Raw genomic sequence first — 22,040 nt, forward strand, 5'->3', positions numbered from 1 at the left:
CGCCGATCTCCTGGTGCACCTGTAGAGAGCTCCAACCCGGCACGCGCGCGTGCCGGGCGAAAGCGCTATTCCGTGATGTCCGTGCCGTGCGGCACCATGGCCGCATGGCACGCACCACGAACGAGCACCCCGGCGAGCAGGCCGCACAGGACCCCATCCGGCTCCTGGCGATCCGTGACGCACCGCTGTCCCTGGACGAGGTCTTCCGGGCCGTCGGCGACGACGCCGCGGGCGGCACGGCGCTCTTCGTGGGGACCGTGCGCAATCACGACGGCGGTGTGGACGTCGACGAGCTCGGCTATTCGACCCACCCGACGGCCGAGGCCGAGATGCGCCGGGTGGCCGAGAAGGTCGTCGGCGAATATCCGGTGCGTGCCCTGGCCGCCGTCCACCGCGTCGGTGACCTGGCGGTGGGCGACCTCGCGGTCGTCGTGGCCGTCTCCTGCCCGCACCGCGCGGAGGCCTTCGCCGCCTGCCGCAAGCTGATCGACGACCTCAAGCACGAGGTGCCGATCTGGAAGCACCAGCGGTTCGCCGACGGGAAGGAAGAGTGGGTCGGCGCCTGCTGATCCCCTCGGCCGGTGCCCGCCGAACTCTTCCTGCCTCCGCCAAGCCAGTTGGCCCAAGAGTCTCCGGTTGCGTAACCCGACCCCTGGCGTGAGCGTTGACGCAGCGGATGGTTAATCTGCTGATCAGTCAGTTGCGGTTGCTCATGGGGTCGGGAGGTCGACATGGCATCACTTGCCTGGTTGCTGATTCCGTTTGCGGCAGCTGTCGGTGCGGGTCTGTGGGGCGGCTGGGCCGCGCGCAACCGTAAGTCGGGCAAGACCGGCGACAACACCGAGCTCAACGGCTACGCGGCGTTCCGCGAGGCGATGGAGAAGTCCCACTCCGGCACGTGAAGGCCGGCGGGCCCCGTACGGACTGGCCCCAGCGGTGCACTGACAGGCAGGTCCCGTACTGTCGTTCCATGCCACGCCGCACCGCGACGATGCTCGCCTCCACCCTCATGCTGATCGCGCTGCTCTGCGCCGGAGTGCTCATCAAAGTGCCGTACTCGGAGATGTCCCCGGGTCCCACGGTGAACACCCTCGGCGACCACGGCGGCGAGCCGGTGCTGCAGATCTCCGGCCGCAAGACCTACCCGACGACCGGTCACCTCAACATGACGACGGTCCGGGTCACGAGCGCCGACTACAACATGAACATCGCCGAGGCCGTGTACGGCTGGCTGGCCCACGACAACATCGTGGTGCCGCACGACACCCTCTACCCGGACGGCAAGACCGAGCAGCAGTCGACCCAGGAGAACGCCGAGGAGTTCAGCCAGTCCCAGGAGAGCGCCAAGGTCGCGGCGTTGCGGGAGCTGGACATCCCGGTGAAGTCCCAGGTCGTCGTCTCCACCGTCTTCAAGGACAGCCCTGCGGAGGGCACGCTCCATGCGGGCGACGTCATCAAGAAGGTGGACGGCACGCCCGTGAAGGAGATGACGGACGTCGCCAAGCTGGTCACCAAGCACAAGCCGGGCCAGGACGTCGTCTTCAGCGTCGTCCCCGTCAAGGAGGCGGCCGCCGCCGAGAAGGCGGGCAAGGAGCCGACCCGGACGGAAGACGTCAAGATCACCACGGAGAAGGCGAAGGACGGCCGGGCGATCGTCGGCATCCAGGCGGGCACCGATCACACGTTCCCGTTCACCATCGACATCAAGCTCGCCGACGTCGGCGGCCCCAGCGCCGGACTGATGTTCGCGCTCGGCATCGTCGACAAGCTGACCCGGGACGACCTCACCGGCGGCAAGTTCGTGGCCGGCACCGGCACGATCGACGACAAGGGCAAGGTCGGCCCGATCGGCGGCATCGGGATGAAGACGGTCGGCGCGCGCGCCAAGGGCGCCGAGTACTTCCTGACGCCGAAGGACAACTGCGCCACGGCAGCCAAGGACGTCCCGGACGGCCTCACGCTGGTCAAGGTGAACACGATCGACGACGCGGTCGACGCCCTCGCCGACATCCGCAAGGGCGACACCGCGGACCTGCCGCAGTGCACCGCGAAGTAGCGGCGGCGGCACCCGGAGCAGACGCAAGGGCGCGGGCGGGGACGAACCCCACCCGCGCCCGATGAGAAACCGCAGCGGAAACAGAAGCCGAAGCCGAAGCCGCGCTGACTACTCGGCGAACGTGGCCGCCAGCGCCTCCGCGAGACCCGGAACCAGGTCGGACCCCGTGAGGACCTCGGTCGGCGAGTCCTTCTCGCGCAGCCGCAGGGCCGACTCACGCGCCCCGTCACGGAGCACCGCGACCGTCATGCGGACCTCCTGGCGGTCGGGGTGCTCGGCCACCCACTTCGCGAGCTGCGCCTCGCCGAGCCCCTCCGGGACGGACGTCTCGGCGGACGGCGGCAGCATCAGGCGCTCCACCGTGAGGGCGCAGCCCGCCACGGCGTCCGGCCAGGCGATGGTGCCGAGGAACTCGTCCAGCGGCTTGCCCGCCGGGATCTCCTCCTGCTCGATGGGGGTGAGGGCGGTCTCCTCGGGGGAATTGTCGAGGCCGAGCTGGGTGGCGAGGCCGGGTTCTTGGGTGCGGAGCCGCGCCGTGTCGACGAGCGCGAAGAGGCGCGCGGGCTGGTCCCAGCCCAGGCCGGACGCGTACTCATCGATCTCGAGCACGGCACGGGTGAGGGGGCTCGCTGCCATGGGAGTGTTGGACATGGTCACAATCCTGCCTCGTTAGTCCCGAGAAACGGGAACCGAGTAAAGCGTAGGTAAGTTGCATAGGTGTGGGTCCACGATCACAGGACCCTGACGGACCAACAGAATCAACATCGAACTTCGAGGTGCGCACCTTGGCTTTCCAGATGCCGGACCGCGGCGGAGGCCCGACGGGGCCACGGATCAGAGTGGGCCGACCGTCCCGTCGCGTCCGGACCCTGCTCATGACACTGGGCATCCTGGCTGTTCTGGCCATGGTGTTCGTCATGTTCGCGGGGTTCTGGACGGACTGGCTGTGGTATCGCTCGGTCAACTATTCGTCGGTCTTCACGACGACCCTGTGGACCAAGATCGGCCTGTTCTTCGTCTTCGGCCTCCTGATGGCGGCCGCGGTCGGACTGAACATCTGGCTGGCGCACCGGCTGCGCCCGCCGCTGAGCGCCATGTCGATGGAGCAGCAGAGCCTCGACCGGTACCGCATGAGCATCGCGCCGTACAAGAAGTGGCTGCTGCTCGGCATCGCCACGCTCGTCGGCCTGATCGCGGGCGCCTCGGCAGCGGGCCAGTGGCGCACATGGCTGCTGTGGGTGAACGGAGTGTCCTTCGGTCAGAAGGACCCGCAGTTCCACCTGGACGTGTCGTTCTTCGCGTTCGACCTTCCCTGGTACCGCTTCCTGCTGGGCTTCGGCTTCGCGGCCACGGTGCTCTCCCTGATCGCCGCGGCCCTCACCCACTACCTGTACGGCGGGCTGCGGATCACCAGCCCCGGCGCGCGGGCCACGGCGGCCTCGACGGGGCACCTGTCGGTGCTGCTCGGTGTCTTCGTGACGCTCAAGGCCGTGGCGTACTGGCTCGACCGGTACGGGCTCGCGGTGAAGTCCAGCGACTTCAAGGCGACGGGCGACTGGACGGGCCTTCGCTACGTGGACGCGAACGCGTACCTGCCGGCGAAGACCATCCTGTTCTGCATCGCCGTCATCTGCGCGCTGCTCTTCTTCGGGACGCTGTGGCGGCGCACCTGGCAGCTGCCGGTCATCGGCTTCGGCCTGATGGTCCTCTCCGCCATCCTCATCGGCGGTCTGTACCCGGCCATCGTGCAGAAGTTCCAGGTCTCGCCGAACGAGCAGGCCAAGGAAGCGCCGTACATCCAGAAGAACATCAAGGCGACGCGCGACGCGTACGGCATCAGCGGCGTGCAGCCCGAGGACTACAAGGGCGCGGGCAAGGCCGACGAGGACCCCAAGCAGAAGCGCGACGACGCGGACTCGGCCGCCAACTACCGGCTGAACGACCCGAACATCGTCTCGCCGACGTTCCAGCAGCTGGAGCAGGAGCGCGAGTACTACCGCTTCCCGACGACCCTGGACGTGGACCGCTACAAGGGCCAGGACACCATCGTCGGTCTGCGTGAGCTGAGCCTCGACAAGCTCGACAAGCGCAACTGGATCAACGACCACTTCGCCTACACCCACGGCTACGGCATGGTCACGGCCAAGGGCACGGAGACGAAGAAGGGCTCCAAGGGCGCCCCGGACTTCACGGAGTCCGGCCTGCCGACCACCGGCATGCTCGGCGATTACGAGCAGCGGATCTACTACGGCGAGAAGACCACCCAGTACTCGATCGTGGGCGGGCCCCAGAAGGAGCTCGACTACGAGGAGGACGGCGGGGGTCAGAAGACCTACAGCTACAAGGGCGACAGCGGCGTCAACCTCTCCAACCCGATCAACCGCGCCGCGTACGCCGTGTCCTTCGGCGAACCGCAGATGCTGTACTCGGGCGCGATCGGGGAGGGGTCGCGGATCCTCTACAACCGCACCCCCAAGGAGCGCGTCGAGTCGGTGGCTCCCTGGCTGACCATCGACGGCGACACGTATCCGACGGTGGTCGACGGCAGGATCCAGTGGGTCGTCGACGCCTACACGACGAGCAACGGCTATCCGTACGCCTCGCGGACCACGCTCGGCGACACGACGGCGGACTCGCTCTCCGAGTCCGACGACGCCCGCGCGGTGGTGGCCCAGCAGAACCGGGTCAACTACATCCGCAACTCGGTGAAGGCGACCGTCGACGCGTACACGGGTGAGGTCAAGCTCTACACCTGGGACGAGAAGGACCCCGTCCTGAAGACCTGGAAGAAGGCATTCCCGGACACCGTCAAGGACAAGGGAGAGATCCCCAAGGCCCTGATGGACCACCTGCGCTACCCCCAGGACATGTTCAAGGTGCAGCGCGAGCTCCTGACGCTCTACCACGTCACGGACCCCGGCCAGTTCTACAACGCGAGTGACGCCTGGCAGGTGCCGAACGACCCGACGAAGAAGGACAACAGCGCGGTTCCGCCGTACTACCTGTCCATGAAGACGCCGGGTCAGGCCCAGCAGCAGTTCTCGCTGACGACGACGTTCACGCCCAGTGGGCGGCCCAACCTACGGGCCTTCATGACGGTCGACGCCGACGCCAGAAGCAAGAACTTCGGCACGATGAAGCTGCTGAGAGTCACGGGCGACGTGGACGGCCCGGAACAGGTCCAGAACAAGCTGAACTCGATGACGGAGGTCGGCAACTTCGTCCGGGACATGAAGGGCGCCGACTCCGACGTCCTCTACGGAAACCTGCTCACCGTTCCACTGGACGACGGTTTCCTCTACGTCGAGCCCGTGTATGTACAGGGACGCAAATCGGCGTATCCGCTCCTGAAGAAGGTGGCGGTGTCGTACGGCACGGAGACCGCGTTCGCGGACTCCCTGAGCGACGGCCTCAACCAGGTCTTCGGCGCCGAGGGGACCACCAAGCCACCGGCCGACGACGGTGACACGGACGAGCCGACCGAGCCGCCCAAGACGAACGACCCGACGGTGCAGGCTGCCCTCGACGACGCCCAGACGGCGTTCGAGGACGGGCAGACGGCCCTGAAGGACGGCGACTGGAAGGCCTACGGAGAAGCCCAGGACAAGCTGCAGGAAGCCCTCCAGCGAGCCGAGGACGCCCAGGCCGCGGCGGACAAGAAGGGCGACAAGAACGCAGACAAGAGCGGGGACAAGAACGGCGACAAGAAGGGCGGCTGACCAGCTGCGAAACACCCCCTCCGCGCCGTGGTACGGTTTGAACACAACGGCGCGGGGTGGAGCAGCTCGGTAGCTCGCTGGGCTCATAACCCAGAGGTCGCAGGTTCAAATCCTGTCCCCGCTACTAGAAGGTGAAGGCCCGGATCCTTATCGGATCCGGGCCTTCGTCGCGTGTGTGGAGGGTCCGTGGCGGCGTGCGCTGGTCTGTGCGAACCGTGCTCCGCCCGAGGGGAGTTGGGAGATCTGTGTTTGACTTATCTCTCTGTGGGCATGTCGACAAAACGCTGAAGTGACCTCACTGGCTGCGGTATACCAGGTGTACCCAGGTTGCAGGTGGTGCGACGATGGACGTTATGGGGGACAAGGCAACTCTGTTGGAGACAGGGCGGTTTGTGCAGCCGGCCGACCGGGAGGATCCCGGGGCGGCCGCCGAGGAGATGCGCCATCGGCTGGCCGCCGAGGCCGGAGACGTCGACGCGATGAGTGTCCTCGGGAGCCTTCTGCTGCGCCGCGGTGATCTCGACGGGGCCGAATCTCTGCTGCGCGCCGCGACCGCCGAGGGCGACCGCGCCGCCGCCAACAACCTCGGAGTCCTCCTCCACCAGCGCGGGTACGCCGACGAGGCGGCCGGATGGTGGCGGGTCGCCGCCGTCGCGGGTTCCGCCGCGGCCGCGCACGCGCTCGGGCGCCACCACCGCGAGCGCGGCGACGAGCCCGCCGCGGAGTACTGGCTGCGGCAGTCCGCAGAGCAGGGCCACGCCCTGGGCGCGTACGCCCTCGCCGACCTTCTGGAGCACCGCGGTGACGTCGGTGCCGAGCGCTGGATGCGGGCATCGGCCGAGCGAGGCCACCGCGAGGCCGCGTACCGCATCGCCCGCGCCCTGGACCGGCGTGCCATGGCCGAGCGCGGCGACACCAAGGCCGCCGCCAAGGCCAAGGCGGACGCCAAGGCCAAAGGAGCACGTTCCGCCGAGGCCGAGGCCGAGCAGTGGTATCGCCAGGCCGCCGCGCGCGGGCACCGGCGTGCCGCGCTGCACCTCGGCGCGATCCTGGAGCAGCGCGGCGAGCTGAAGGAGGCGGGGCGCTGGTACCTGAACTCCGCGAAGGACGGGGAGGCGCGCGCCGCCTGCGCCCTCGGCTTCCTGCTGCGTGACGCGGGCGACGAGGAGAACGCCGCCGTCTGGTGGCTGAAAGCAGCCCAGGACGGCGACGGGAACGCCGCGAACGCCCTGGGCGCGCTGCACGCCGAGCGCGGCGAGACCCAGACCGCCGAGCGGTGGTACAGGGCAGCCATGGACGCGGGCGACGTGAACGGCGCGTACAACCTCGGTCTGCTCTGCGCCGAGCAGGGGCGGACCGCGCAGGCCGACCAGTGGTACAGGCGTGCCGCGTACGCCGGTCACCGCGAGGCCGCCAACGCGCTCGCCGTGCTGCTGCTCCAGGGCGGCGACGCGGCGGGCGCCGAGCCGTGGTTCTCCAAGGCCGCGGAGGCGGGCAGCGTGGACGCGGCCTTCAACCTCGGGATTCTGTACGCGTCCCGTGACGACGAGGGCTCCGCCCTGCCCTGGTACGAGCGCGCGGCTGCCGCCGGGCACACCGAGGCCGCGCTCCAGGTCGGCACCGCGCGGCTGCGGGAGGGCGACGAGCAGGACGCCGAGCGGCATCTGCGGTGCGCGGCGGGCGGCGGCAGCGCGGAGGCCGCCTACCGGCTCGGCACGGTCCTGGACGCGCGGCGGCCCCCCGCGGGTCCGCCCGCGCTCGGGGAGCCCGCTGCCGCGAAGACCGAGTGCGAGGAGTGGTACGAGCGGGCTGCCGAGCAGGGGCACCGGCGCGCGCAGGTCCGGGTCGGCATGCTGGCCGCGGGGCGCGGGGACGTCGTGGAGGCGGCGCGGTGGTACCGCCTCGCGGCGGACGCCGGGAGCCGGAACGGGGCGTTCAACCTGGGGCTTCTCCTTGCACGTGAGGGGAGTGAGCCCGAGGCCGCGCTCTGGTGGACCCGGGCCGCTGACGCGGGGCACGGCCGGGCCGCTCTGCGCCTCGCGCTGCTCTACGCCCGGCGCGGGCAGCTGGTGGAGGGGCAGCGCTGGGCTTCGCGTGCGGTTGATCTTGGGCCCGCCGAGGTCTCCGAGCGGGCGGCGCGGCTGCGGGAAGCGCTTCAGCAGGAGCTGACTGCGTAGCCCTGCGGATGTGCTTACCCGTGCCCGTGCCCGCGCCTGCTGTCTGGCGGGTGCGGGCAGTGGGTGGGCACAGCGGGGGCTTCCAGGGTGGGGGTAGGCCCGCGGAATGCCTGCCCACAGCGGCACGGGACGCCCGCCCCCAGCCAGGCGCCGAACGGATTTGCGCTGGTCGGGGGCTCTGACGTACGGTTGCAACACAACGGCGCGGGGTGGAGCAGCTCGGTAGCTCGCTGGGCTCATAACCCAGAGGTCGCAGGTTCAAATCCTGTCCCCGCTACTAAAGGCCAGAGGCCGGGAAGCATCAGCTTCCCGGCCTCTGGTATGTCCGGGCCACTTCAAGACGGTTTGTGGCCCACCGCCTCCTCGTACAGCCTGCGGTCCACCGCCTTGCTCTCCGGGACCTTGTCCCCCTCGGCGACGCCCGCCGTCTCGTACGCCGCCTGGAGCCGGTCCGTCGTCCCGGCCCGGATCTCCCAGTCCATGCGCAGCGACGGAGTCGACCTCAGGACCGCCTCGTCGGTCTTCAGGAGCTTCGCGAGCTCGGTCACGAAGGCCTTGTCGGCCTTGTAGTCACCGGCGAAGTACGTGTTCACGGTCCTGATGTACGCGCGCAGCAGCGCGACGCCCGCGTCCGGGTCCTCGGTCAGGAGGTTGGGGCCGAACAGCAGGCCGCCGAGCGGTTCGCCCTGGGGCTGGCCGCCGAGGAACGCGTACTGCTTGTCGCCGTCGACCTTGCGCCAGACCGGGTCGAGGAGCCAGGCGGAGTCGGTGCCGCCGTTCTGGAGGGCGGTCAGGATGTCCGCCGAACCCAGCTGCTGGAACTGGATCTTGTCGAGGCCGCCGCCGTGCTTCTTCAGGGTCCTGCCCATGGGGTACGAGATGACCGAGCCCTTGCCGATCATGGTGCCGAGCTTCCGGCCGGCCATCGGGACGTGGCCCGCGCTCTCGCCCTTCTTCAGCTTCACCCACAGGCCGCTCTTGGACCCGGGGCCGGGCGAGAAGTTCCCGGCCGCCCACTTGATGGTGAAGCCGCTGGTGATGCCGTTCATGACGGCGGCCTCGGGGGCGGCCCACTGGGCGTCGATGTCCCCCTTGGCCAGGAGCGGGAGCGCGTCGGGGGTCGGGAGCACCTTGAGGTGGACGTCCAGGCCCTCCTTCTTGAACTCGCCCTTCTCCACGGCCATTTGGAGCGGCGCGACGTACTCGGCGCTCAGCGTGCCGGTCGCGATGGTGAGGCTGCGCTCCTTGGCGAGCGGGCGCGGGGCCGGGGTGCCCTTGTCGCAGCGGGCGGGTGCGCGGTCCTTGGAGAGGTCGGCCGGGTCCGTCCAGCTGCCCTTGCCGCAGCCTGCGACCGCCTTGACGGAGCGGGGCTTCGCGGACGCCGCCGAGTCCGTGGTGTCGTCCTCCTTCGCGCAGCCCGCCGAGGCGAGCAGTGAGCCCGCGATGAGCAGCGCGAGTGCGGGGATGCGGGTGTGCATGGAGCCTCCGTACGCGGACGAATGGTTCATGACTGGCTTCTGCCGCGGTCGCGCGGGGCCCAGGGAGTGAGCAACCGGCCGACGATCCGCACCAGTTCGGAGAAGACGACGCCGAGCACGGCGACGCAGACGATGCCGACGAACATCACGTCGTTCTGGAACAGTGCCCGGGAGTCGAAGATCAGGTGGCCCAGGCCGTTCGACGCCGCGATCTGCTCCGACGCCACGATCACCAGGACCGCGACACCCGCCGCGATCCGCGCACCGACGAGCACGGCGGGCAGCGATGCGGGCAACAGGACGTGGCGGAACATCTGCCACGGCGACGCGCCGAAGACCTGGCCCGCGTCGCGGTGACCGGAGGGCACGGCGAGCACCGCCGCCATCGTCGAGATCCAGACGAAGAAGAAGACGGTGGCCGCGACGAGCGCGATCTGCGGGCCTTCGCCGAGGCCGAACATGTTCAGGAAGACGGGCAGCAGGGCCAGCTTCGGTACGACGTACAGCGCGTCCAGGAGCGGTTCGAGCGCAGCGCGCACGAGGGAGAGCGAGCCCATGAGGAGGCCGAGCGCGTAACCGGTGACCGTGCCGATCGCGTATCCGGCGAGCACGCGCTTGAGCGTGGCCCACACGTCGGGCCACAGGTCGCCGTCCGCCGCGCGCTGCCAGCCGTCCTCCAGGATGGTCTGCGGAGCGGGATAGACGCGGTCGTCGATCCAGGCCTGGGTGGCGGCCAGTTGCCACAGGAGGATCAGGGCGAGGGGGACGGCGGCGGCGAGGCCGATCTCCAGGGTGCGGCGCCTGCGGTGGGTGCGGGCGGGGTGCAGCTCCTGGGGGCCCGGCCTGCGGACGAGTACGCCGGCCTCGGGGCCGGCCGTCTTGCGCGGGGTGGTCGTCGTCATGCCGGTACCGCCTCGTCCTCGCGGACCACCTCGCCGCGCAGCAGGTCCCACAACTCGCCCTTGAGGGCGGTGAATTCGGGGGTCGCGCGTACGTCGCCGGTGCGGGGCCTCTGGAACGGCGGGCGGTGTTCGGCGATGATGCGGCCCGGCCGTGCGGACATGACCAGGACGCGGTCGCCGAGCACGATCGCTTCTTCGAGGCTGTGGGTGATGAAGAGGGTGGTGGTGCGGGTGGTCTGGGTGAGGTCGAGGAGCTCGTCCTGGAGGATCGTGCGGAGCTGGGCGTCCAGGGCCGCGAACGGCTCGTCCATCAGGAGGATCTCGGGTTCCACGGCCAGGGCGCGGGCGATGGCCACGCGTTGGCGCATGCCGCCGGAGAGGGTGGCGGGGTAGGCGTCGGCGAAGTCGGCGAGGCCGAGGCGGGTCAGCCAGTCCCTGGCCCGGGTGTCGGCCTCGCGGCGGGGGACCTTCTGGATGTCCAGGCCGAAGCGGACGTTGGCCTGGACGGTCTTCCAGTCGTAGATGCCGTAGTCCTGGAAGATCATCGCTGCGGGGCGCGGGTCCGCGGTGCGGATCGTCAGCTGACCCTTGCTCGGCCGCAGGAGGCCTGCGGCTATGCGGAGCAGCGTTGATTTTCCGCAGCCGGAGGGGCCGACGATGCAGGTGAATTCGCCGGGGGCGACGGTGAGGTCCACCGGACCCAGTGCGTCCACGGCCCTGGCGCCGCGGCCGAACGTTCTCGTCACTGCGTGGGCTTCTAGTTTGGGGTGCGGATCTCCCACGGGGTCTCCTTGCGGAGGGCAGGCGGATATGGGCGCCGCCGACCATATGACGCACCGTCAGATTCCGGAAGGGGCCTGCCCGCAAACCACACGAGCCCCCGGTGCCTCGTGGGCTCCGGGGGCTTCGTGAACGTAAGAAGAAGTGCTACGCCTTCGCGCAGTTCGGGCACGTGCCTCGGTACGTGACGTCCGCGCCCTCGATCGTGAAGCCGAAGCGTTCCGAGTCGGGGAGGCTGGCCAGGGGGTTGCCCGTGGGGTGGACGTCGCGGATCGTGCCGCACTGCGCGCACACCAGGTGCTGGTGGGGGCGGTGGGCGTTCGGGTCGTACCGCTTGGCCCTGCGGTCCGTCGACACCTCGAGGACCTCGCCGAGGGTCACCAGCTCACCCAGGGTGTTGTAGACGGTCGCCCGGGAGATCTCGGGCAGCTTGTCCACGGCGCGGGAGTGCACCTCGTCCGCGGTCAGGTGTACGTGGTCCCCGTCGAGGACCTCGGCCACGACGCGCCGCTGTGCGGTCATGCGCCAACCGCGTCCGCGCAGTCGTTCCAACAGGTCGCTCATGTGAACCAGCCTAGCAGGCGAAGGACCTAAGTCCCGACGAGGTGTGACTTTGGATGTTTACTTGACTTAGACAAAGTCCATCGTAGGATCGGGATCGGCGGACGCCAAGAGCGGACGTCAAGGGCAGACGCCAAGGCAGACGCCGAAGGACAGGACTTGCAGGAAATGACGCAGGAGGCGCACGTGACGCAGGGACCGCTCACCACGGAGGCCGGCGCGCCGGTCGCGGACAACCAGAACAGCGAGACCGCTGGTGTCGGCGGTCCGGTGCTCGTCCAGGACCAGGCGCTGCTGGAGAAGCTCGCGCACTTCAACCGCGAGCGCATCCCGGAGCGCATCGTCCACGCCCGCGGCGCCGGCGCGTACGGCACCTTCACGCTGACCCGCGACGTCTCGCAGTGGACGCGTGCGAAGTTCCTCTCCGAGGTCGGCAAGCAGACGGAGACCTTCCTCCGGTTCTCCACCGTCGCCGGCAACCTCGGCTCCGCCGACGCCGTGCGTGACCCCCGTGGCTTCGCGCTGAAGTTCTACACGGAGGAGGGGAACTACGACCTGGTCGGGAACAACACCCCCGTCTTCTTCATCAAGGACGCCATCAAGTTCCCCGACTTCATCCACACGCAGAAGCGCGACCCGTACACGGGCTCGCAGGAAGCCGACAACGTCTGGGACTTCTGGGGCCTGAGCCCCGAGTCGACCCACCAGGTCACCTGGCTCTTCGGTGACCGCGGCATCCCGGCGACGCTGCGCCACATGAACGGGTACGGCTCGCACACGTACCAGTGGAACAACGAGGCCGGCGAGGTCTTCTGGGTCAAGTACCACTTCAAGACCGACCAGGGGATCAAGAACCTGACGGCGGCCGACGCGGCGAAGCTCGCGGGTGAGGACGCCGACTCCCACCAGCGCGACCTGCGCGAGGCCATCGAGCGCGGCGACTTCCCGTCCTGGACCGTGCAGGTGCAGATCATGCCGGCGGCGGAGGCGGCGAACTACCGCTTCAACCCGTTCGACCTCACCAAGGTGTGGCCGCACGAGGACTACCCGCCGATCGAGATCGGCAAGCTGGAGCTCAACCGCAACCCGGAGAACATCTTCGCCGAGGTCGAGCAGAGCATCTTCTCGCCCGCGCACTTCGTTCCCGGCATCGGTCCGTCCCCGGACAAGATGCTCCAGGGCCGCCTCTTCGCGTACGGCGACGCCCACCGCTACCGCGTCGGCATCAACGCCGACCACCTGCCGGTGAACCGCCCGCACGCCACCGAGGCGCGCACCAACTCGCGTGACGGCGCGCTGTACGACGGCCGCCACAAGGGCGCGAAGAACTACGAGCCGAACTCCTTCGGCGGCCCGTTCCAGACGGACCGGCCGCTGTGGGTGTCCACCCCGGTCACCGGCGGCACCGGCAACCACGAGGCGCCCTCGCACGCCGAGGACAACGACTTCGTGCAGGCGGGCAACCTCTACCGCAAGATGTCCGAGGACGAGAAGTCCCGGCTGATCGAGAACCTCGCGGGCAACATCGCGGGCGTCTCGCGCGACGACATCGCCGAGCGCGCGATCAACAACTTCCGTCAGGCGGACGGTGACTTCGGCAAGCGTCTTGAGGCCGCGGTCCAGGCCCTTCGCGGCTGAGATCGTTTGTCGTAGGAGAGAAGGCGGGCCGGATCCCCGAGGGGGTCCGGCCCGCCTTCCGTTTCCGGAGTGTGCCGGGGAGGGTGCGCTCAGACCGCCAAGGTCGCCGCGCGGCGCCTGCCGGGGGCCCAGCAGCGGATGATGTCGCGGACCGAGACGATCCCGACGGGTTCGTTGCCCTCCATCACGATGAGGTGCCGGAAGCCGCCGTGCGACATGGCGTCGGCCGCTTCCTCCAAGGTCCAGGACGGGTCGGCGAAGACGACGTCGGTCGTGGTGTGCGTGCCCGCGACCTCGGCGTCAGGGCTCTGGCCCTGGCCCACCGAGATCAGGACGTCGCGCTCGGTCAGAATTCCCAGGCCGCAGGTGTCGGGGTCGAGGACGACGGCCGCGCCGACGCGGCGCGTCGACATCAGCCGGGCCGCCTGGCGCAGTGTGTGGGCGGGACCGATGGTGAGGACCATCGTGCTCATGGCGTCGCGGACGAGCATGGGCTTGAGCCACCTCCTGAGTGGACCGCAAGAGAAGCGATTCACAAGTTCACAAGTGGGGGGACTCTCAGAGTCGCAGCCATGCGGGTCGTCAACAAGGGGGCGCGTGCTGCCGGTTCAGGGCGTGCGGCGAAGAGGCGTGCGCCTCAGTAGCGCTGGTTGAGGTAGCCGAGCAGCTCGTCGTGGAGCAGGCCGTTCGACGCCGCGGCGTTGCCGCTGTGCGGGCCCGGAGCGCCGTCGAGGCCGGTGAAGGTGCCGCCCGCCTCGGTCACGATGATCGCGGTCGCCGCCATGTCCCAGAGCGAGAGCTCGGGCTCCGCGCAGATGTCGATCGAGCCCTCGGCGACCATCATGTACGGCCAGAAGTCGCCGTACCCACGGGTGCGCCAGACCGCGCGCGTGAGGTCCATGAACCCGTCGAGGCGCCCCTGCTCCTCCCAGCCCGAGAGCGAGGAGTACGCGAAGGACGCGTCCTGGAGCCGCGAGACCTTGGATGCCTTGAGCCGGCTCGCGGAGGTCAGGCTGCGCCCGGTGAAGGCACCCGCGCCCTTCGCCGCCCACCAGCGCCGCCCGAGGGCCGGCGCCGACACGACGCCCACCACCGGCTGGAAGCCGCCCTCGCCCGCCTCCATCAGCGCGATCAGCGTGGCCCAGACCGGCACCCCGCGTACGTAGTTCTTGGTGCCGTCGATCGGGTCGATCACCCAGCGGCGTGGGCCCGTGCCCTCGACGCCGAACTCCTCGCCGAGGATCGCGTCGCGCGGCCGTCCCCGCTTCAGGTTCGACCGGATCAGCTCCTCGGCCGTTTTGTCCGCCTCGCTCACCGGCGTCATGTCCGGCTTGGTCTCGACCTTGAGGTCGAGGGCCTTGAACCGGTCCATCGTCGCGGCGTCGGCGGCGTCCGCGAGGACGTGGGCAAGACGCAGATCATCGTGGTAGTCGGGCATGAGTGAACAGTATCGATCTCGTTGTGCCTGAGCCACAGCGCCGTATGTCCGGGCCATTCCGGGACATGACGCATACCGTGCGAGGTCGCGCCGGGACTATTGACACCGCTCCCGAGCACGTCAACTCTGGCCGCAGAGCCGCTTCGGCCCCCGGGAGGCGACGATGCCTGCAGCACGGGAATCCTTACTGGACGCGGCCAAGACGGCGCTCACCCGCCGACCGTGGCCAGGCGTACGCATGGTCGATGTCGCGGCCACCGCCGGAGTGTCCCGGCAGACCCTCTACAACGAGTTCGGCAGCAAGGACGGCCTCGCGCGCGCCCTGCTCCGGCGCGAGACCGACGCGTATCTGCGCGGTGTGGAGCGCGCGTTGGCCGTGGAGGGCGGTCCGGTGGACCGGCTCACCGCGGTGAGCGCGTGGACGATCGCCGCCGCGCGCGGGAACGAACTCGCGCGGGCCATGCTCACCGGCTGCTGGAGCGAACGCCTGCCCGCGCCGAGCAGGCCCGGGGCCTCCACGTCGCCCGTACCGGCGCAGCGGCGCGCGGACGCGGGCGTCCCCTCGCCCGCCGAACTGCTCGCCCTCGTCCGGGACAAGGCGGTGAACGCGCTGGACGGCAGGGCGCGCCCGAAGGACACCGAGGAGCTGGCCATGGCCTGCGAGAGCGCCGTGCGGATGGCGTTGTCCTACGTGGTCGCGCCCTCGCCCGTGGGGGAGGACCCCGTGGAACTGATGCGCGGGGCGCTCGGGCGCTGGATCAACGCCTGAGAGGGGCGGGCCCCTGAGAGGGGCGGGTCAGTGGGCGGAGCCGCTCAGGGGACAGATCCGCTCAGCGGACAGATCCGCTCAGTGGGCGGAGCCCGAGAGCTGGAGGCCGATGACGCCCGCGATCACCAGCGAGATGGAGACGATCTTGAGCGTGGAGACCACGTCACCGAGGAAGACCATGCCGTAGATCGCGGTGCCCGCGGCGCCGATGCCCGTCCAGACCGCGTACGCGGGCCCCACGTCGAGCTTGCGCAGCGCGAGGGTGAGCAGGCCGAAGCTGCCGAGGGCGAAGGCCGCGAAGGTGATCGTCGGCCAGAGCCGGGTGAAGCCGTGCGAGAGCTTGAGGCAGACCGCGAATCCGGTCTCCAGGAACCCCGCGACGATGACCAGCAGCCACGCCATGAATCTGCCTCCCGCAACCGTACGTTCGGTGACCGCCTCGTCCGGCCTGGATCAGGCCTGGTGCGATTATGCCCTTGCCGCGGTGCCTCGGGCGCGAACAACGGCGAGGTCAGTCGTCCTCGCGTCGCTCGCGGGTCGCGAGGAGCCTGCGCAGCGAGTAGAGACGCGCGGGGTCCGCGTGCCCCTCCGCCACCCATGCGTCAAGGGCGCAGTCCGTCTCGTCGTGACTGCACGCGCGCGGACAGCCCTCCGTCCCCGGCACCAGGTCGGGGAAGGCGAGGATGACGCGGGACGGGTCGACGTGGTGCAGGCCGAAGGAGCGCACGCCGGGCGTGTCGATCACCCAGCCGCCGTCCGAGCCCGCCAGCGGGAGCGCGAGTGCCGACACGGTGGTGTGCCGGCCGCGGCCCGTGACGGCGTTGACGTGCCCGGTGCTGCGCCGGCGGTCATCCGGCACCAGTGCGTTGACCAGCGTCGTCTTGCCCACCCCGGAGTGGCCGACGAACGCGGTGACCTTGCCGTCGAGCACCTCGTGCACCCGGGCGAGCTCCGCGCCGTCGGTGAACTCCTCGCGGCTGGTGACGACGTAGGGCATGTCGAGCGTGGAGTACGTCTCCAGGATCTTGTCGGCGGACGCCAGGTCGGACTTGGTCAGGACGAGGAGCGGGGTGAGACCACCGTCGTACGCCGCCACGATGCAGCGGTCGATCAGGCGCGTGCGCGGCTCCGGATCGGCGAGGGCGGTGACGATGGCGAGCTGGTCGGCGTTGGCGACGACCACCCGCTCGTACGGGTCGTCGTCGTCGGCCGTGCGCCGCAGGACCGACGTACGCGGCGAGATGCGCACGATGCGCGCGAGGGTGTCCTTCTTGCCGGAGAGATCGCCGACGAGCGAGACCCGGTCGCCCACCACGGCGGCCTTGCGGCCCAGTTCGCGGGCCTTCATGGCCAGGACGATCCGGTCGTCGACCAGAACGGTGAGGCGGCCCCGGTCGACGGTGAGGACCATCCCGTCGGACGCGTCCTCGTGCTTGGGCCTGATGTGGGTGCGCGGGCGGTTGCCCTTGCGGTTGGGGCGGACGCGGATGTCGTCCTCGTCGGGGTTCTTTCCGTAGCGGCGCATGTCTGGATCAGCCCGTCAGTTCCCGAGCATTCCGGTCCAGAGGTCGGGGAAGTCGGGCAGCGTCTTCGCCGTCGTCGCGACATTCTCGATCTGTACGCCCTCCACCGCCAGGCCGATGATGGCGCCCGCGGTGGCCATGCGGTGGTCGTCGTACGTGTGGAAGATCCCGCCGTGCAGGCGGCGCGGACGGATGTGCAGTCCGTCGGCGGTCTCGGTGACGTCGCCGCCGAGTTCGTTGATCTCCTTGGTGAGGGCCGCCAGGCGGTCCGTCTCGTGCAGCCGCAGGTGGGCGACGCCGCGCAGGGTCGAGGGGGAGTCGGCCAGGGCCGCGACGGCCGCGATGCCGGGGGTGAGCTCGCCGACCTCGCTCAGGTCCACGTCGATGCCGTGGATCGAGCCGGAGCCCGTGAACACGAGCCCCTGCTCGGTCAGTTCGCAGGAACCGCCCATCTCGGTGAAGATCTCCCGCAGCTTGTCGCCGGGCTGCGTGGTGTGCGCGGGCCAGTCGGGGATGGTCACACGGCCGCCGGTGACCAGCGCGGCGGCCAGGAACGGCTGGGCGTTGGAGAGGTCGGGCTCGACGGTCAGATCGCGGCCGAGGAGGGCGCCGGGGGTGACCCGCCACACGTTCGGCTCGCCGCCCGACTCCGGGGTGTCCACCTGGGCGCCGACCGCGCGGAGCATGTCGACGGTCATCCGGATGTGCGGCATGGAGGGCAGGGCGGAGCCGGTGTGACGCACCTCGACACCCTGGTTGAAGCGCGGGCCCGAGAGCAGCAGGGCGCTGACGAACTGCGAGGACGAGGAGGCGTCGATCTCGACCGGGCCGCCGTCAAGGGCACCGCTGCCGTGCACGGTCAGCGGCAGCGCGCCGCGGCTGTCGTCGTCGATACGGGCGCCGAGCACGCGCAGGGCGTCGATCACGCCGTCCAGCGGCCGCTCGTACGAACGGGGGTCGCCGTCGAAGCGGATCGAGCCGTCGGCCAGGGCGGCGACCGGGGGCAGGAAGCGCATGACCGTGCCGGCGTTGCCGACGTCGACCGTGGCGGGGCCCTGCAGGCCGGAGGGGATGACGCGCCAGGCCTCACCGGAGCCGTCCGGGCCCACGCCCTCCTCGATGCCGACGCCGAGGGTGCGCAGGGCGCCCGCCATCAGCAGGGTGTCGCGGGAGCGCAGCGGCCGGCGCAGCCAGCCGGGCTCGGCGGCGAGTGCGGCGAGGACCAGGCCGCGGTTGGTGACCGATTTGGACCCGGGCACATGGACCGTCGCGGCGACGGCTCCGCTCGCGTGCGGGGCTGGCCAGAGGGTGCTGTGCGCTGGGTTAACGGTCATGCCCCCACTTTAGTGGCAGGGAGCTGGGGGAAGTCCGCTGCTCAGAGCCCGAGCAGCCAGCGTCCGCCGCCTATCAGCGAGCACAGTGAGACGGCGTGGAAGAGGAAGAGCCACATCCCCGCGGGCACGTGCGTGAGCCGGGACAGCTGGTCCGCGTCCGAGTCGCCCGCGCCGCCGCGCCTGCGCTTGGACTGCAGCTCGAAGGCGGGACGTACGCCGCCCAGGAGCAGGAACCACACCACCGCGTACGCGAACGCGGCCTGCACCTGCGAGCTGGTCAGCCAGGAGACGAGCAGGAAGGTGCCGCCGGTGATGATCACGGTGAGGGCGCCGTACGCGTTCCGGATCATGACCAGCATCACTATGAGCAGCGCCGTCGCGATCCACAGGAACGCCGTGATGTGGTCGGCGGCGAGCAGTGCGGCGCCGGCGAGGCCCAGGAGGGGCGGCGCGGTGTAGCCGGAGGCCGCGGTGAGGATCATGCCGAGGCCGGTGGGCTTGCCGCGGGAGACGGTGAGGCCGCTGGTGTCGGAGTGCAGCCGGATGCCGTCGAGGCGGCGCCCGGTCAGGAGGGCGACCAGGCCGTGGCCGCCCTCGTGCGCGATGGTGATGGCGTTGCGGGCGATCCGCCAGATGCCGTGCGGGACGACGACGGCGAGCGCGACGACACCGGTGGCGATCACCAGCCACTCGTCGGGGGCCGCCTGCGTGCCGAAGACCCGGTCCCAGAGGTCGGTCAGGCTGGCGTTCGCGGTTGTTTCCATAGCTCGTGCCATTGTCGGGACCGGCTCCTCTGGTCGTACGGGGTCTGGCAGTCTGGCACGTATGTGCGGACGGTATGCATCGAGTCGTAGGCCCGAGGATCTCGCAGGAGTCTTTGAGATCGAGAAGTGGGAGCCGGAGGAGGCGCTGGCCCCCGATTTCAACGTGGCCCCCACCAAGGAGGTCTACGCGGTCCTCGACCGTCCTGTGAAAGACGCGGAAGACCCCCGCCCGGTTCGCCAGCTGCGCACACTCAAGTGGGGTCTCGTGCCGTCCTGGTCGAAGACGCCCGAGGGCGGCGCCCGGATGATCAACGCCCGCGCGGAGACGGTGCACGAGAAGCCCTCGTACCGCAGGGCCTTCACCTCACGCCGCTGCGTCATCCCGGCCGACGGGTACTACGAGTGGGTCACGGGCTCGGGCGAGCGGGACCTGGAGGTCGAGGGCAAGAAGAAGCGGCCGCGCAAGCAGCCGTACTTCGTGACGCCCGCCGACGGCTCGGTCTTCGCGATGGCGGGGCTCTACGAGTTCTGGCGCGACAGGACACTGCCGGACGAGCACCCCCTCGCCTGGTGGGTGACCTGCACGGTGATCACCACGGAGGCGGAGACCTCGCCCCTGGCGGTCGCGCCCGACGAAGGGCCGAGCACGCTGGCCGACATCCACCCGCGGATGCCGCTGATGCTGACGCCGGACCGCTGGGACGCCTGGCTCGACCCCGCGCGCACGGACGTCGAGGACCTGCGGACGCTCCTCGAACCGCCGCCGCACGGCCTGATGCGGGCCTACCCGGTGTCGACGGCGGTCAGCAACGTACGCAACAACGGGCCGGAGCTGCTCAAGGAGCTGGAGGGCCCCGAAGAAGGCACACTCTTCTGACGTGACCAAGAGTGAGCCCAAGAGCGAGATCGTTCCGACCGACGCGGGTGACGCGCGCATCACCTGGCACCCCGCGCCCAAGGCCGAGGCGCGGCTGATCCTGGCCCTCAGCCATGGAGCGGGCGGCGGCATCGAGGCCCGTGACCTGAGGGCCGTCGCCGCCGCGCTGCCCGCACACGGCGTGACCGTGGCCCTGGTGGAGCAGCCCTGGCGGGTGGCGGGCAAGAAGCTGGCGCCCGCCCCCAAGACGCTGGACGTGGGATGGCGGGGCCTGTGGCCCGCGCTCGCGAAACCGGGGCTCCCGGTGATCGCGGGAGGCCGCAGCGCCGGGGCCCGCGTCGCGTGCCGCACGGCCACCGAGCTCGGCGCCGCCGCCGTGCTCGCCCTGAGCTTCCCGCTGCACCCGCCGGGCAAGCCGGAGAAGTCGCGCGCGGAGGAACTGCTCGGCTCCGGGGTGCCCACGCTGGTCGTGCAGGGCGGCAACGACCCCTTCGGGAAGCCCGCCGAGTTCCCCGAGGGGACGTACGAACTGGTCGAGGTGCCGCACGGCGATCACAGCTTCGGGACGCCGAAACGCGCGGGAATCAGCGAGGCCGATGCCATGACGCTCATCACGGATGGCGTCATCCGCTGGACGGGAATGTTGCGCCGATGACCTCTGTTGTGCCGAACAGACGCTAAACGCTGTTAGTACGAGAGGAAGTCCGCCGCATGGGTTCGACCGTATGCCCGGCCCGCTCCAGCGCCTCTGACCTGGAATGGACGGTGCTGAGCGCGCCCAAGACCGCTCCTATTCGGGCGGCGGCGGGACCGGATCGTCGTCTATCCTCCGATTCGAGTGGGGCTGCTTTCGGTCTCACCACGTCTTTGGAGGAGGTGGGTCCGGTCACTGGGACCGACGCAGGGGCCGAGAACGGCCAGGCGGAGCGACCCGACGGAAGCGCCGAGACGCAGGCGGAGCGCACGGCCCGCTTCGAGCGGGACGCCTTGGGCTTCCTCGACCAGATGTACTCGGCGGCGCTGCGCATGACGCGCAACCCGGCGGACGCGGAGGACCTGGTGCAGGAGACCTACGCCAAGGCGTACGCGTCGTTCCACCAGTTCCGTGAGGGCACCAACCTCAAGGCGTGGCTGTACCGCATCCTCACCAACACGTTCATCAACTCGTACCGCAAGAAGCAGCGCGAGCCCCAGCGCAGCGCCGCCGAGGAGATCGAGGACTGGCAGCTCGCACGCGCCGAGTCGCACATGTCCACCGGTCTGCGCTCGGCCGAGTCGCAGGCGCTCGACCACCTGCCGGACTCGGACGTGAAGTCCGCGCTGCAGGCGATCCCCGAGGAATTCCGCATCGCCGTCTATCTCGCCGATGTAGAGGGCTTTGCGTACAAGGAGATCGCGGACATTATGGGGACACCCATCGGTACGGTGATGTCCCGGTTGCACCGCGGCCGTCGCCAACTGCGCGGCATGCTCGAGGACTACGCCCGTGACCGCGGCCTCGTCCCCGCCGGCGCCGCGTCAGAGTCGTCGAACGAAGCGAAAGGCTCAGGCTCATGAGCTGCGGAGAGCCGCACGAGACGGATTGCAGTGAAGTCCTGGACCATCTCTATGAGTTCCTGGACCACGAGATGCCGGACAGCGACTGCACCAAGTTCGAGACGCACTTCGAGGAGTGCTCCCCGTGCCTGGAGAAGTACGGCCTTGAGCAGGCGGTCAAGAAGCTGGTAAAGCGCTGCTGCGGCCAGGACGACGTGCCCGTCGACCTGCGCGCCAAGGTCATGGGACGCATCGATCTGATCCGCTCGGGCGAGGCCGTGCCCGATCACGACGTGACGGTGGAGACGGTGACCGCCGAGGGCGGTGTGCAGGCCAAGGGCCTGCGCGCCAAGGAGGCCTGAGCCTCCGGAAGTTGAGTGTGGGCAGGTCGTGACGGGACTCCGTCACGACCTGCTTTTTTCTGTTCTCCATCACTCGTACGTGCCAATTTCTGCGAGGGGGTCTCGGAGAGAGGGGCAGCCGTTCTA

22 protein-coding genes and 2 tRNA genes are annotated in these 22,040 nt (G+C 69.8%); 13 read left to right on the forward strand and 11 right to left on the reverse strand.

Going from position 1 to position 22,040, the window contains the following annotated elements; all coding sequences use genetic code 11:
* Window positions 1-104: 104 nt before the first annotated feature.
* The 3 genes from AC07AG_RS13850 to AC07AG_RS13860 all read left to right on the forward strand — a co-directional run bounded on the left by AC07AG_RS13850 (window position 105) and on the right by AC07AG_RS13860 (window position 2,056).
* Window positions 105-569 (forward strand): molybdenum cofactor biosynthesis protein MoaE, encoded by a 465-nt coding sequence (locus AC07AG_RS13850; protein ID WP_478754927.1) that lies wholly within the window; start codon window positions 105-107, stop codon window positions 567-569.
* 162 nt (window positions 570-731) lie between these two features.
* Window positions 732-902, forward strand: coding sequence for a hypothetical protein (locus tag AC07AG_RS13855; RefSeq protein WP_478754929.1), 171 nt, complete (start codon window positions 732-734; stop codon window positions 900-902).
* Between the two features lie 68 nt (window positions 903-970).
* The gene (locus tag AC07AG_RS13860; protein ID WP_478754931.1) at window positions 971-2,056 is read left to right on the forward strand and encodes a YlbL family protein; all 1,086 of its coding nucleotides are present in this window, start codon (window positions 971-973) and stop codon (window positions 2,054-2,056) included.
* Between the two features lie 108 nt (window positions 2,057-2,164).
* Here AC07AG_RS13860 and AC07AG_RS13865 read toward each other — a convergent pair whose 3' ends face one another.
* Complete coding sequence (locus tag AC07AG_RS13865) at window positions 2,165-2,707, reverse strand: PPA1309 family protein (RefSeq protein ID WP_361050358.1); 543 nt, start codon at window positions 2,705-2,707, stop codon at window positions 2,165-2,167.
* 146 nt (window positions 2,708-2,853) lie between these two features.
* Between AC07AG_RS13865 and AC07AG_RS13870 the strand changes: the two genes are divergently transcribed.
* The 4 genes from AC07AG_RS13870 to AC07AG_RS13885 all read left to right on the forward strand — a co-directional run bounded on the left by AC07AG_RS13870 (window position 2,854) and on the right by AC07AG_RS13885 (window position 8,229).
* Window positions 2,854-5,775 carry a UPF0182 family membrane protein gene (locus tag AC07AG_RS13870; RefSeq protein ID WP_478755549.1) on the forward strand — a complete coding sequence of 974 codons (2,922 nt, stop codon included), beginning with the start codon at window positions 2,854-2,856 and terminating at the stop codon, window positions 5,773-5,775.
* Window positions 5,776-5,825: 50 nt separating this feature from the next.
* A tRNA-Met gene (locus AC07AG_RS13875) sits at window positions 5,826-5,899 on the forward strand.
* Window positions 5,900-6,119: 220 nt separating this feature from the next.
* Complete coding sequence (locus AC07AG_RS13880; RefSeq protein ID WP_478754933.1) at window positions 6,120-7,952, forward strand: tetratricopeptide repeat protein; 1,833 nt, start codon at window positions 6,120-6,122, stop codon at window positions 7,950-7,952.
* A gap of 203 nt (window positions 7,953-8,155) precedes the next feature.
* Window positions 8,156-8,229 (forward strand) — tRNA-Met (locus AC07AG_RS13885).
* Between the two features lie 58 nt (window positions 8,230-8,287).
* Here AC07AG_RS13885 and AC07AG_RS13890 read toward each other — a convergent pair.
* The 4 genes from AC07AG_RS13890 to AC07AG_RS13905 all read right to left on the reverse strand — a co-directional run bounded on the left by AC07AG_RS13890 (window position 8,288) and on the right by AC07AG_RS13905 (window position 11,676).
* Window positions 8,288-9,430 carry an ABC transporter substrate-binding protein gene (locus tag AC07AG_RS13890; RefSeq protein WP_478755551.1) on the reverse strand — a complete coding sequence of 381 codons (1,143 nt, stop codon included), beginning with the start codon at window positions 9,428-9,430 and terminating at the stop codon, window positions 8,288-8,290.
* Window positions 9,431-9,456: 26 nt separating this feature from the next.
* A complete protein-coding gene (locus AC07AG_RS13895) occupies window positions 9,457-10,332 on the reverse strand; it encodes an ABC transporter permease (protein WP_478754935.1) in 876 nt (291 codons plus the stop codon).
* On the reverse strand, window positions 10,329-11,114 hold the full coding sequence (locus tag AC07AG_RS13900) for an ABC transporter ATP-binding protein (protein ID WP_478754937.1): 786 nt from the start codon (window positions 11,112-11,114) through the stop codon (window positions 10,329-10,331). Before AC07AG_RS13900 ends, AC07AG_RS13895 begins: the two co-directional genes overlap by 4 nt.
* A 145-nt stretch (window positions 11,115-11,259) precedes the next feature.
* Entirely contained in the window at window positions 11,260-11,676 is a 417-nt protein-coding gene (locus AC07AG_RS13905) for a Fur family transcriptional regulator (protein ID WP_249587862.1), read from the reverse strand.
* A 165-nt stretch (window positions 11,677-11,841) separates the two neighbouring features.
* Between AC07AG_RS13905 and AC07AG_RS13910 the strand changes: the two genes are divergently transcribed.
* Window positions 11,842-13,311 carry a catalase gene (locus AC07AG_RS13910; protein ID WP_478755553.1) on the forward strand — a complete coding sequence of 490 codons (1,470 nt, stop codon included), beginning with the start codon at window positions 11,842-11,844 and terminating at the stop codon, window positions 13,309-13,311.
* Between the two features lie 89 nt (window positions 13,312-13,400).
* Here the strand turns inward: AC07AG_RS13910 and AC07AG_RS13915 are convergent, their stop codons facing one another.
* Together AC07AG_RS13915 and hisN are read right to left on the reverse strand one after the other, a co-directional pair.
* Window positions 13,401-13,802, reverse strand: coding sequence for a CBS domain-containing protein (locus tag AC07AG_RS13915; protein ID WP_478754939.1), 402 nt, complete (start codon window positions 13,800-13,802; stop codon window positions 13,401-13,403).
* Between the two features lie 146 nt (window positions 13,803-13,948).
* The gene (gene hisN, locus AC07AG_RS13920) at window positions 13,949-14,749 is read right to left on the reverse strand and encodes a histidinol-phosphatase (RefSeq protein ID WP_249587859.1); all 801 of its coding nucleotides are present in this window, start codon (window positions 14,747-14,749) and stop codon (window positions 13,949-13,951) included.
* Between the two features lie 163 nt (window positions 14,750-14,912).
* Here hisN and AC07AG_RS13925 point away from each other — a divergent pair, with 163 nt between their 5' ends.
* Window positions 14,913-15,518 (forward strand): TetR/AcrR family transcriptional regulator, encoded by a 606-nt coding sequence (locus AC07AG_RS13925; RefSeq protein WP_478754942.1) that lies wholly within the window; start codon window positions 14,913-14,915, stop codon window positions 15,516-15,518.
* A 78-nt stretch (window positions 15,519-15,596) separates the two neighbouring features.
* On the opposite strand, the gene AC07AG_RS13930 is transcribed toward AC07AG_RS13925, so the two are convergent.
* From AC07AG_RS13930 to AC07AG_RS13945, 4 genes are all read right to left on the reverse strand, one after another.
* Window positions 15,597-15,920, reverse strand: a complete 324-nt coding sequence (locus AC07AG_RS13930) for a DMT family transporter (RefSeq protein WP_249587857.1) — start codon at window positions 15,918-15,920, stop codon at window positions 15,597-15,599.
* Between the two features lie 109 nt (window positions 15,921-16,029).
* The gene (gene rsgA / locus AC07AG_RS13935; RefSeq protein ID WP_478754944.1) at window positions 16,030-17,043 is read right to left on the reverse strand and encodes a ribosome small subunit-dependent GTPase A; all 1,014 of its coding nucleotides are present in this window, start codon (window positions 17,041-17,043) and stop codon (window positions 16,030-16,032) included.
* 15 nt (window positions 17,044-17,058) lie between these two features.
* The gene (aroA, locus tag AC07AG_RS13940; RefSeq protein ID WP_478754946.1) at window positions 17,059-18,375 is read right to left on the reverse strand and encodes a 3-phosphoshikimate 1-carboxyvinyltransferase; all 1,317 of its coding nucleotides are present in this window, start codon (window positions 18,373-18,375) and stop codon (window positions 17,059-17,061) included.
* A gap of 41 nt (window positions 18,376-18,416) precedes the next feature.
* Complete coding sequence (locus tag AC07AG_RS13945) at window positions 18,417-19,139, reverse strand: M50 family metallopeptidase (protein WP_478754948.1); 723 nt, start codon at window positions 19,137-19,139, stop codon at window positions 18,417-18,419.
* Window positions 19,140-19,200: 61 nt separating this feature from the next.
* On the opposite strand from AC07AG_RS13945, the gene AC07AG_RS13950 reads away from it, so the two are divergent.
* From AC07AG_RS13950 to rsrA, 4 genes are all read left to right on the forward strand, one after another.
* Window positions 19,201-20,016, forward strand: a complete 816-nt coding sequence (locus AC07AG_RS13950; protein ID WP_478754950.1) for an SOS response-associated peptidase — start codon at window positions 19,201-19,203, stop codon at window positions 20,014-20,016.
* 1 nt (window position 20,017) lies between these two features.
* The gene (locus tag AC07AG_RS13955; RefSeq protein ID WP_478754952.1) at window positions 20,018-20,671 is read left to right on the forward strand and encodes an alpha/beta hydrolase family protein; all 654 of its coding nucleotides are present in this window, start codon (window positions 20,018-20,020) and stop codon (window positions 20,669-20,671) included.
* A 221-nt stretch (window positions 20,672-20,892) separates the two neighbouring features.
* Complete coding sequence (locus tag AC07AG_RS13960) at window positions 20,893-21,573, forward strand: sigma-70 family RNA polymerase sigma factor (protein WP_361050325.1); 681 nt, start codon at window positions 20,893-20,895, stop codon at window positions 21,571-21,573.
* Window positions 21,570-21,914 carry a mycothiol system anti-sigma-R factor gene (gene rsrA, locus AC07AG_RS13965; RefSeq protein ID WP_249587851.1) on the forward strand — a complete coding sequence of 115 codons (345 nt, stop codon included), beginning with the start codon at window positions 21,570-21,572 and terminating at the stop codon, window positions 21,912-21,914. The genes AC07AG_RS13960 and rsrA overlap by 4 nt, the downstream gene beginning before the upstream one ends.
* Window positions 21,915-22,040 lie beyond the last annotated feature (126 nt).

It is taken from the genome of Streptomyces sp. NPDC044044, from assembly GCF_056434405.1.

Coding starts and splice junctions, on each gene's coding strand:
- AC07AG_RS13895 (WP_478754935.1), bottom strand. CDS start 10,332: ATGACGACGACCACCCCGCGCAAGACGGCCGGCCCCGAGGCCGGCGTA.
- AC07AG_RS13865 (WP_361050358.1), bottom strand. CDS start 2,707: ATGTCCAACACTCCCATGGCAGCGAGCCCCCTCACCCGTGCCGTGCTC.
- AC07AG_RS13905 (WP_249587862.1), bottom strand. CDS start 11,676: ATGAGCGACCTGTTGGAACGACTGCGCGGACGCGGTTGGCGCATGACC.
- rsrA (WP_249587851.1), top strand. CDS start 21,570: ATGAGCTGCGGAGAGCCGCACGAGACGGATTGCAGTGAAGTCCTGGAC.
- AC07AG_RS13930 (WP_249587857.1), bottom strand. CDS start 15,920: ATGGCGTGGCTGCTGGTCATCGTCGCGGGGTTCCTGGAGACCGGATTC.
- AC07AG_RS13945 (WP_478754948.1), bottom strand. CDS start 19,139: ATGGAAACAACCGCGAACGCCAGCCTGACCGACCTCTGGGACCGGGTC.
- AC07AG_RS13860 (WP_478754931.1), top strand. CDS start 971: ATGCCACGCCGCACCGCGACGATGCTCGCCTCCACCCTCATGCTGATC.
- AC07AG_RS13870 (WP_478755549.1), top strand. CDS start 2,854: ATGCCGGACCGCGGCGGAGGCCCGACGGGGCCACGGATCAGAGTGGGC.
- AC07AG_RS13880 (WP_478754933.1), top strand. CDS start 6,120: ATGGACGTTATGGGGGACAAGGCAACTCTGTTGGAGACAGGGCGGTTT.
- AC07AG_RS13855 (WP_478754929.1), top strand. CDS start 732: ATGGCATCACTTGCCTGGTTGCTGATTCCGTTTGCGGCAGCTGTCGGT.
- AC07AG_RS13950 (WP_478754950.1), top strand. CDS start 19,201: ATGTGCGGACGGTATGCATCGAGTCGTAGGCCCGAGGATCTCGCAGGA.
- aroA (WP_478754946.1), bottom strand. CDS start 18,375: ATGACCGTTAACCCAGCGCACAGCACCCTCTGGCCAGCCCCGCACGCG.
- AC07AG_RS13915 (WP_478754939.1), bottom strand. CDS start 13,802: ATGCTCGTCCGCGACGCCATGAGCACGATGGTCCTCACCATCGGTCCC.
- AC07AG_RS13925 (WP_478754942.1), top strand. CDS start 14,913: ATGCCTGCAGCACGGGAATCCTTACTGGACGCGGCCAAGACGGCGCTC.
- AC07AG_RS13850 (WP_478754927.1), top strand. CDS start 105: ATGGCACGCACCACGAACGAGCACCCCGGCGAGCAGGCCGCACAGGAC.
- AC07AG_RS13890 (WP_478755551.1), bottom strand. CDS start 9,430: ATGCACACCCGCATCCCCGCACTCGCGCTGCTCATCGCGGGCTCACTG.
- hisN (WP_249587859.1), bottom strand. CDS start 14,749: ATGCCCGACTACCACGATGATCTGCGTCTTGCCCACGTCCTCGCGGAC.
- rsgA (WP_478754944.1), bottom strand. CDS start 17,043: ATGCGCCGCTACGGAAAGAACCCCGACGAGGACGACATCCGCGTCCGC.
- AC07AG_RS13910 (WP_478755553.1), top strand. CDS start 11,842: ATGACGCAGGAGGCGCACGTGACGCAGGGACCGCTCACCACGGAGGCC.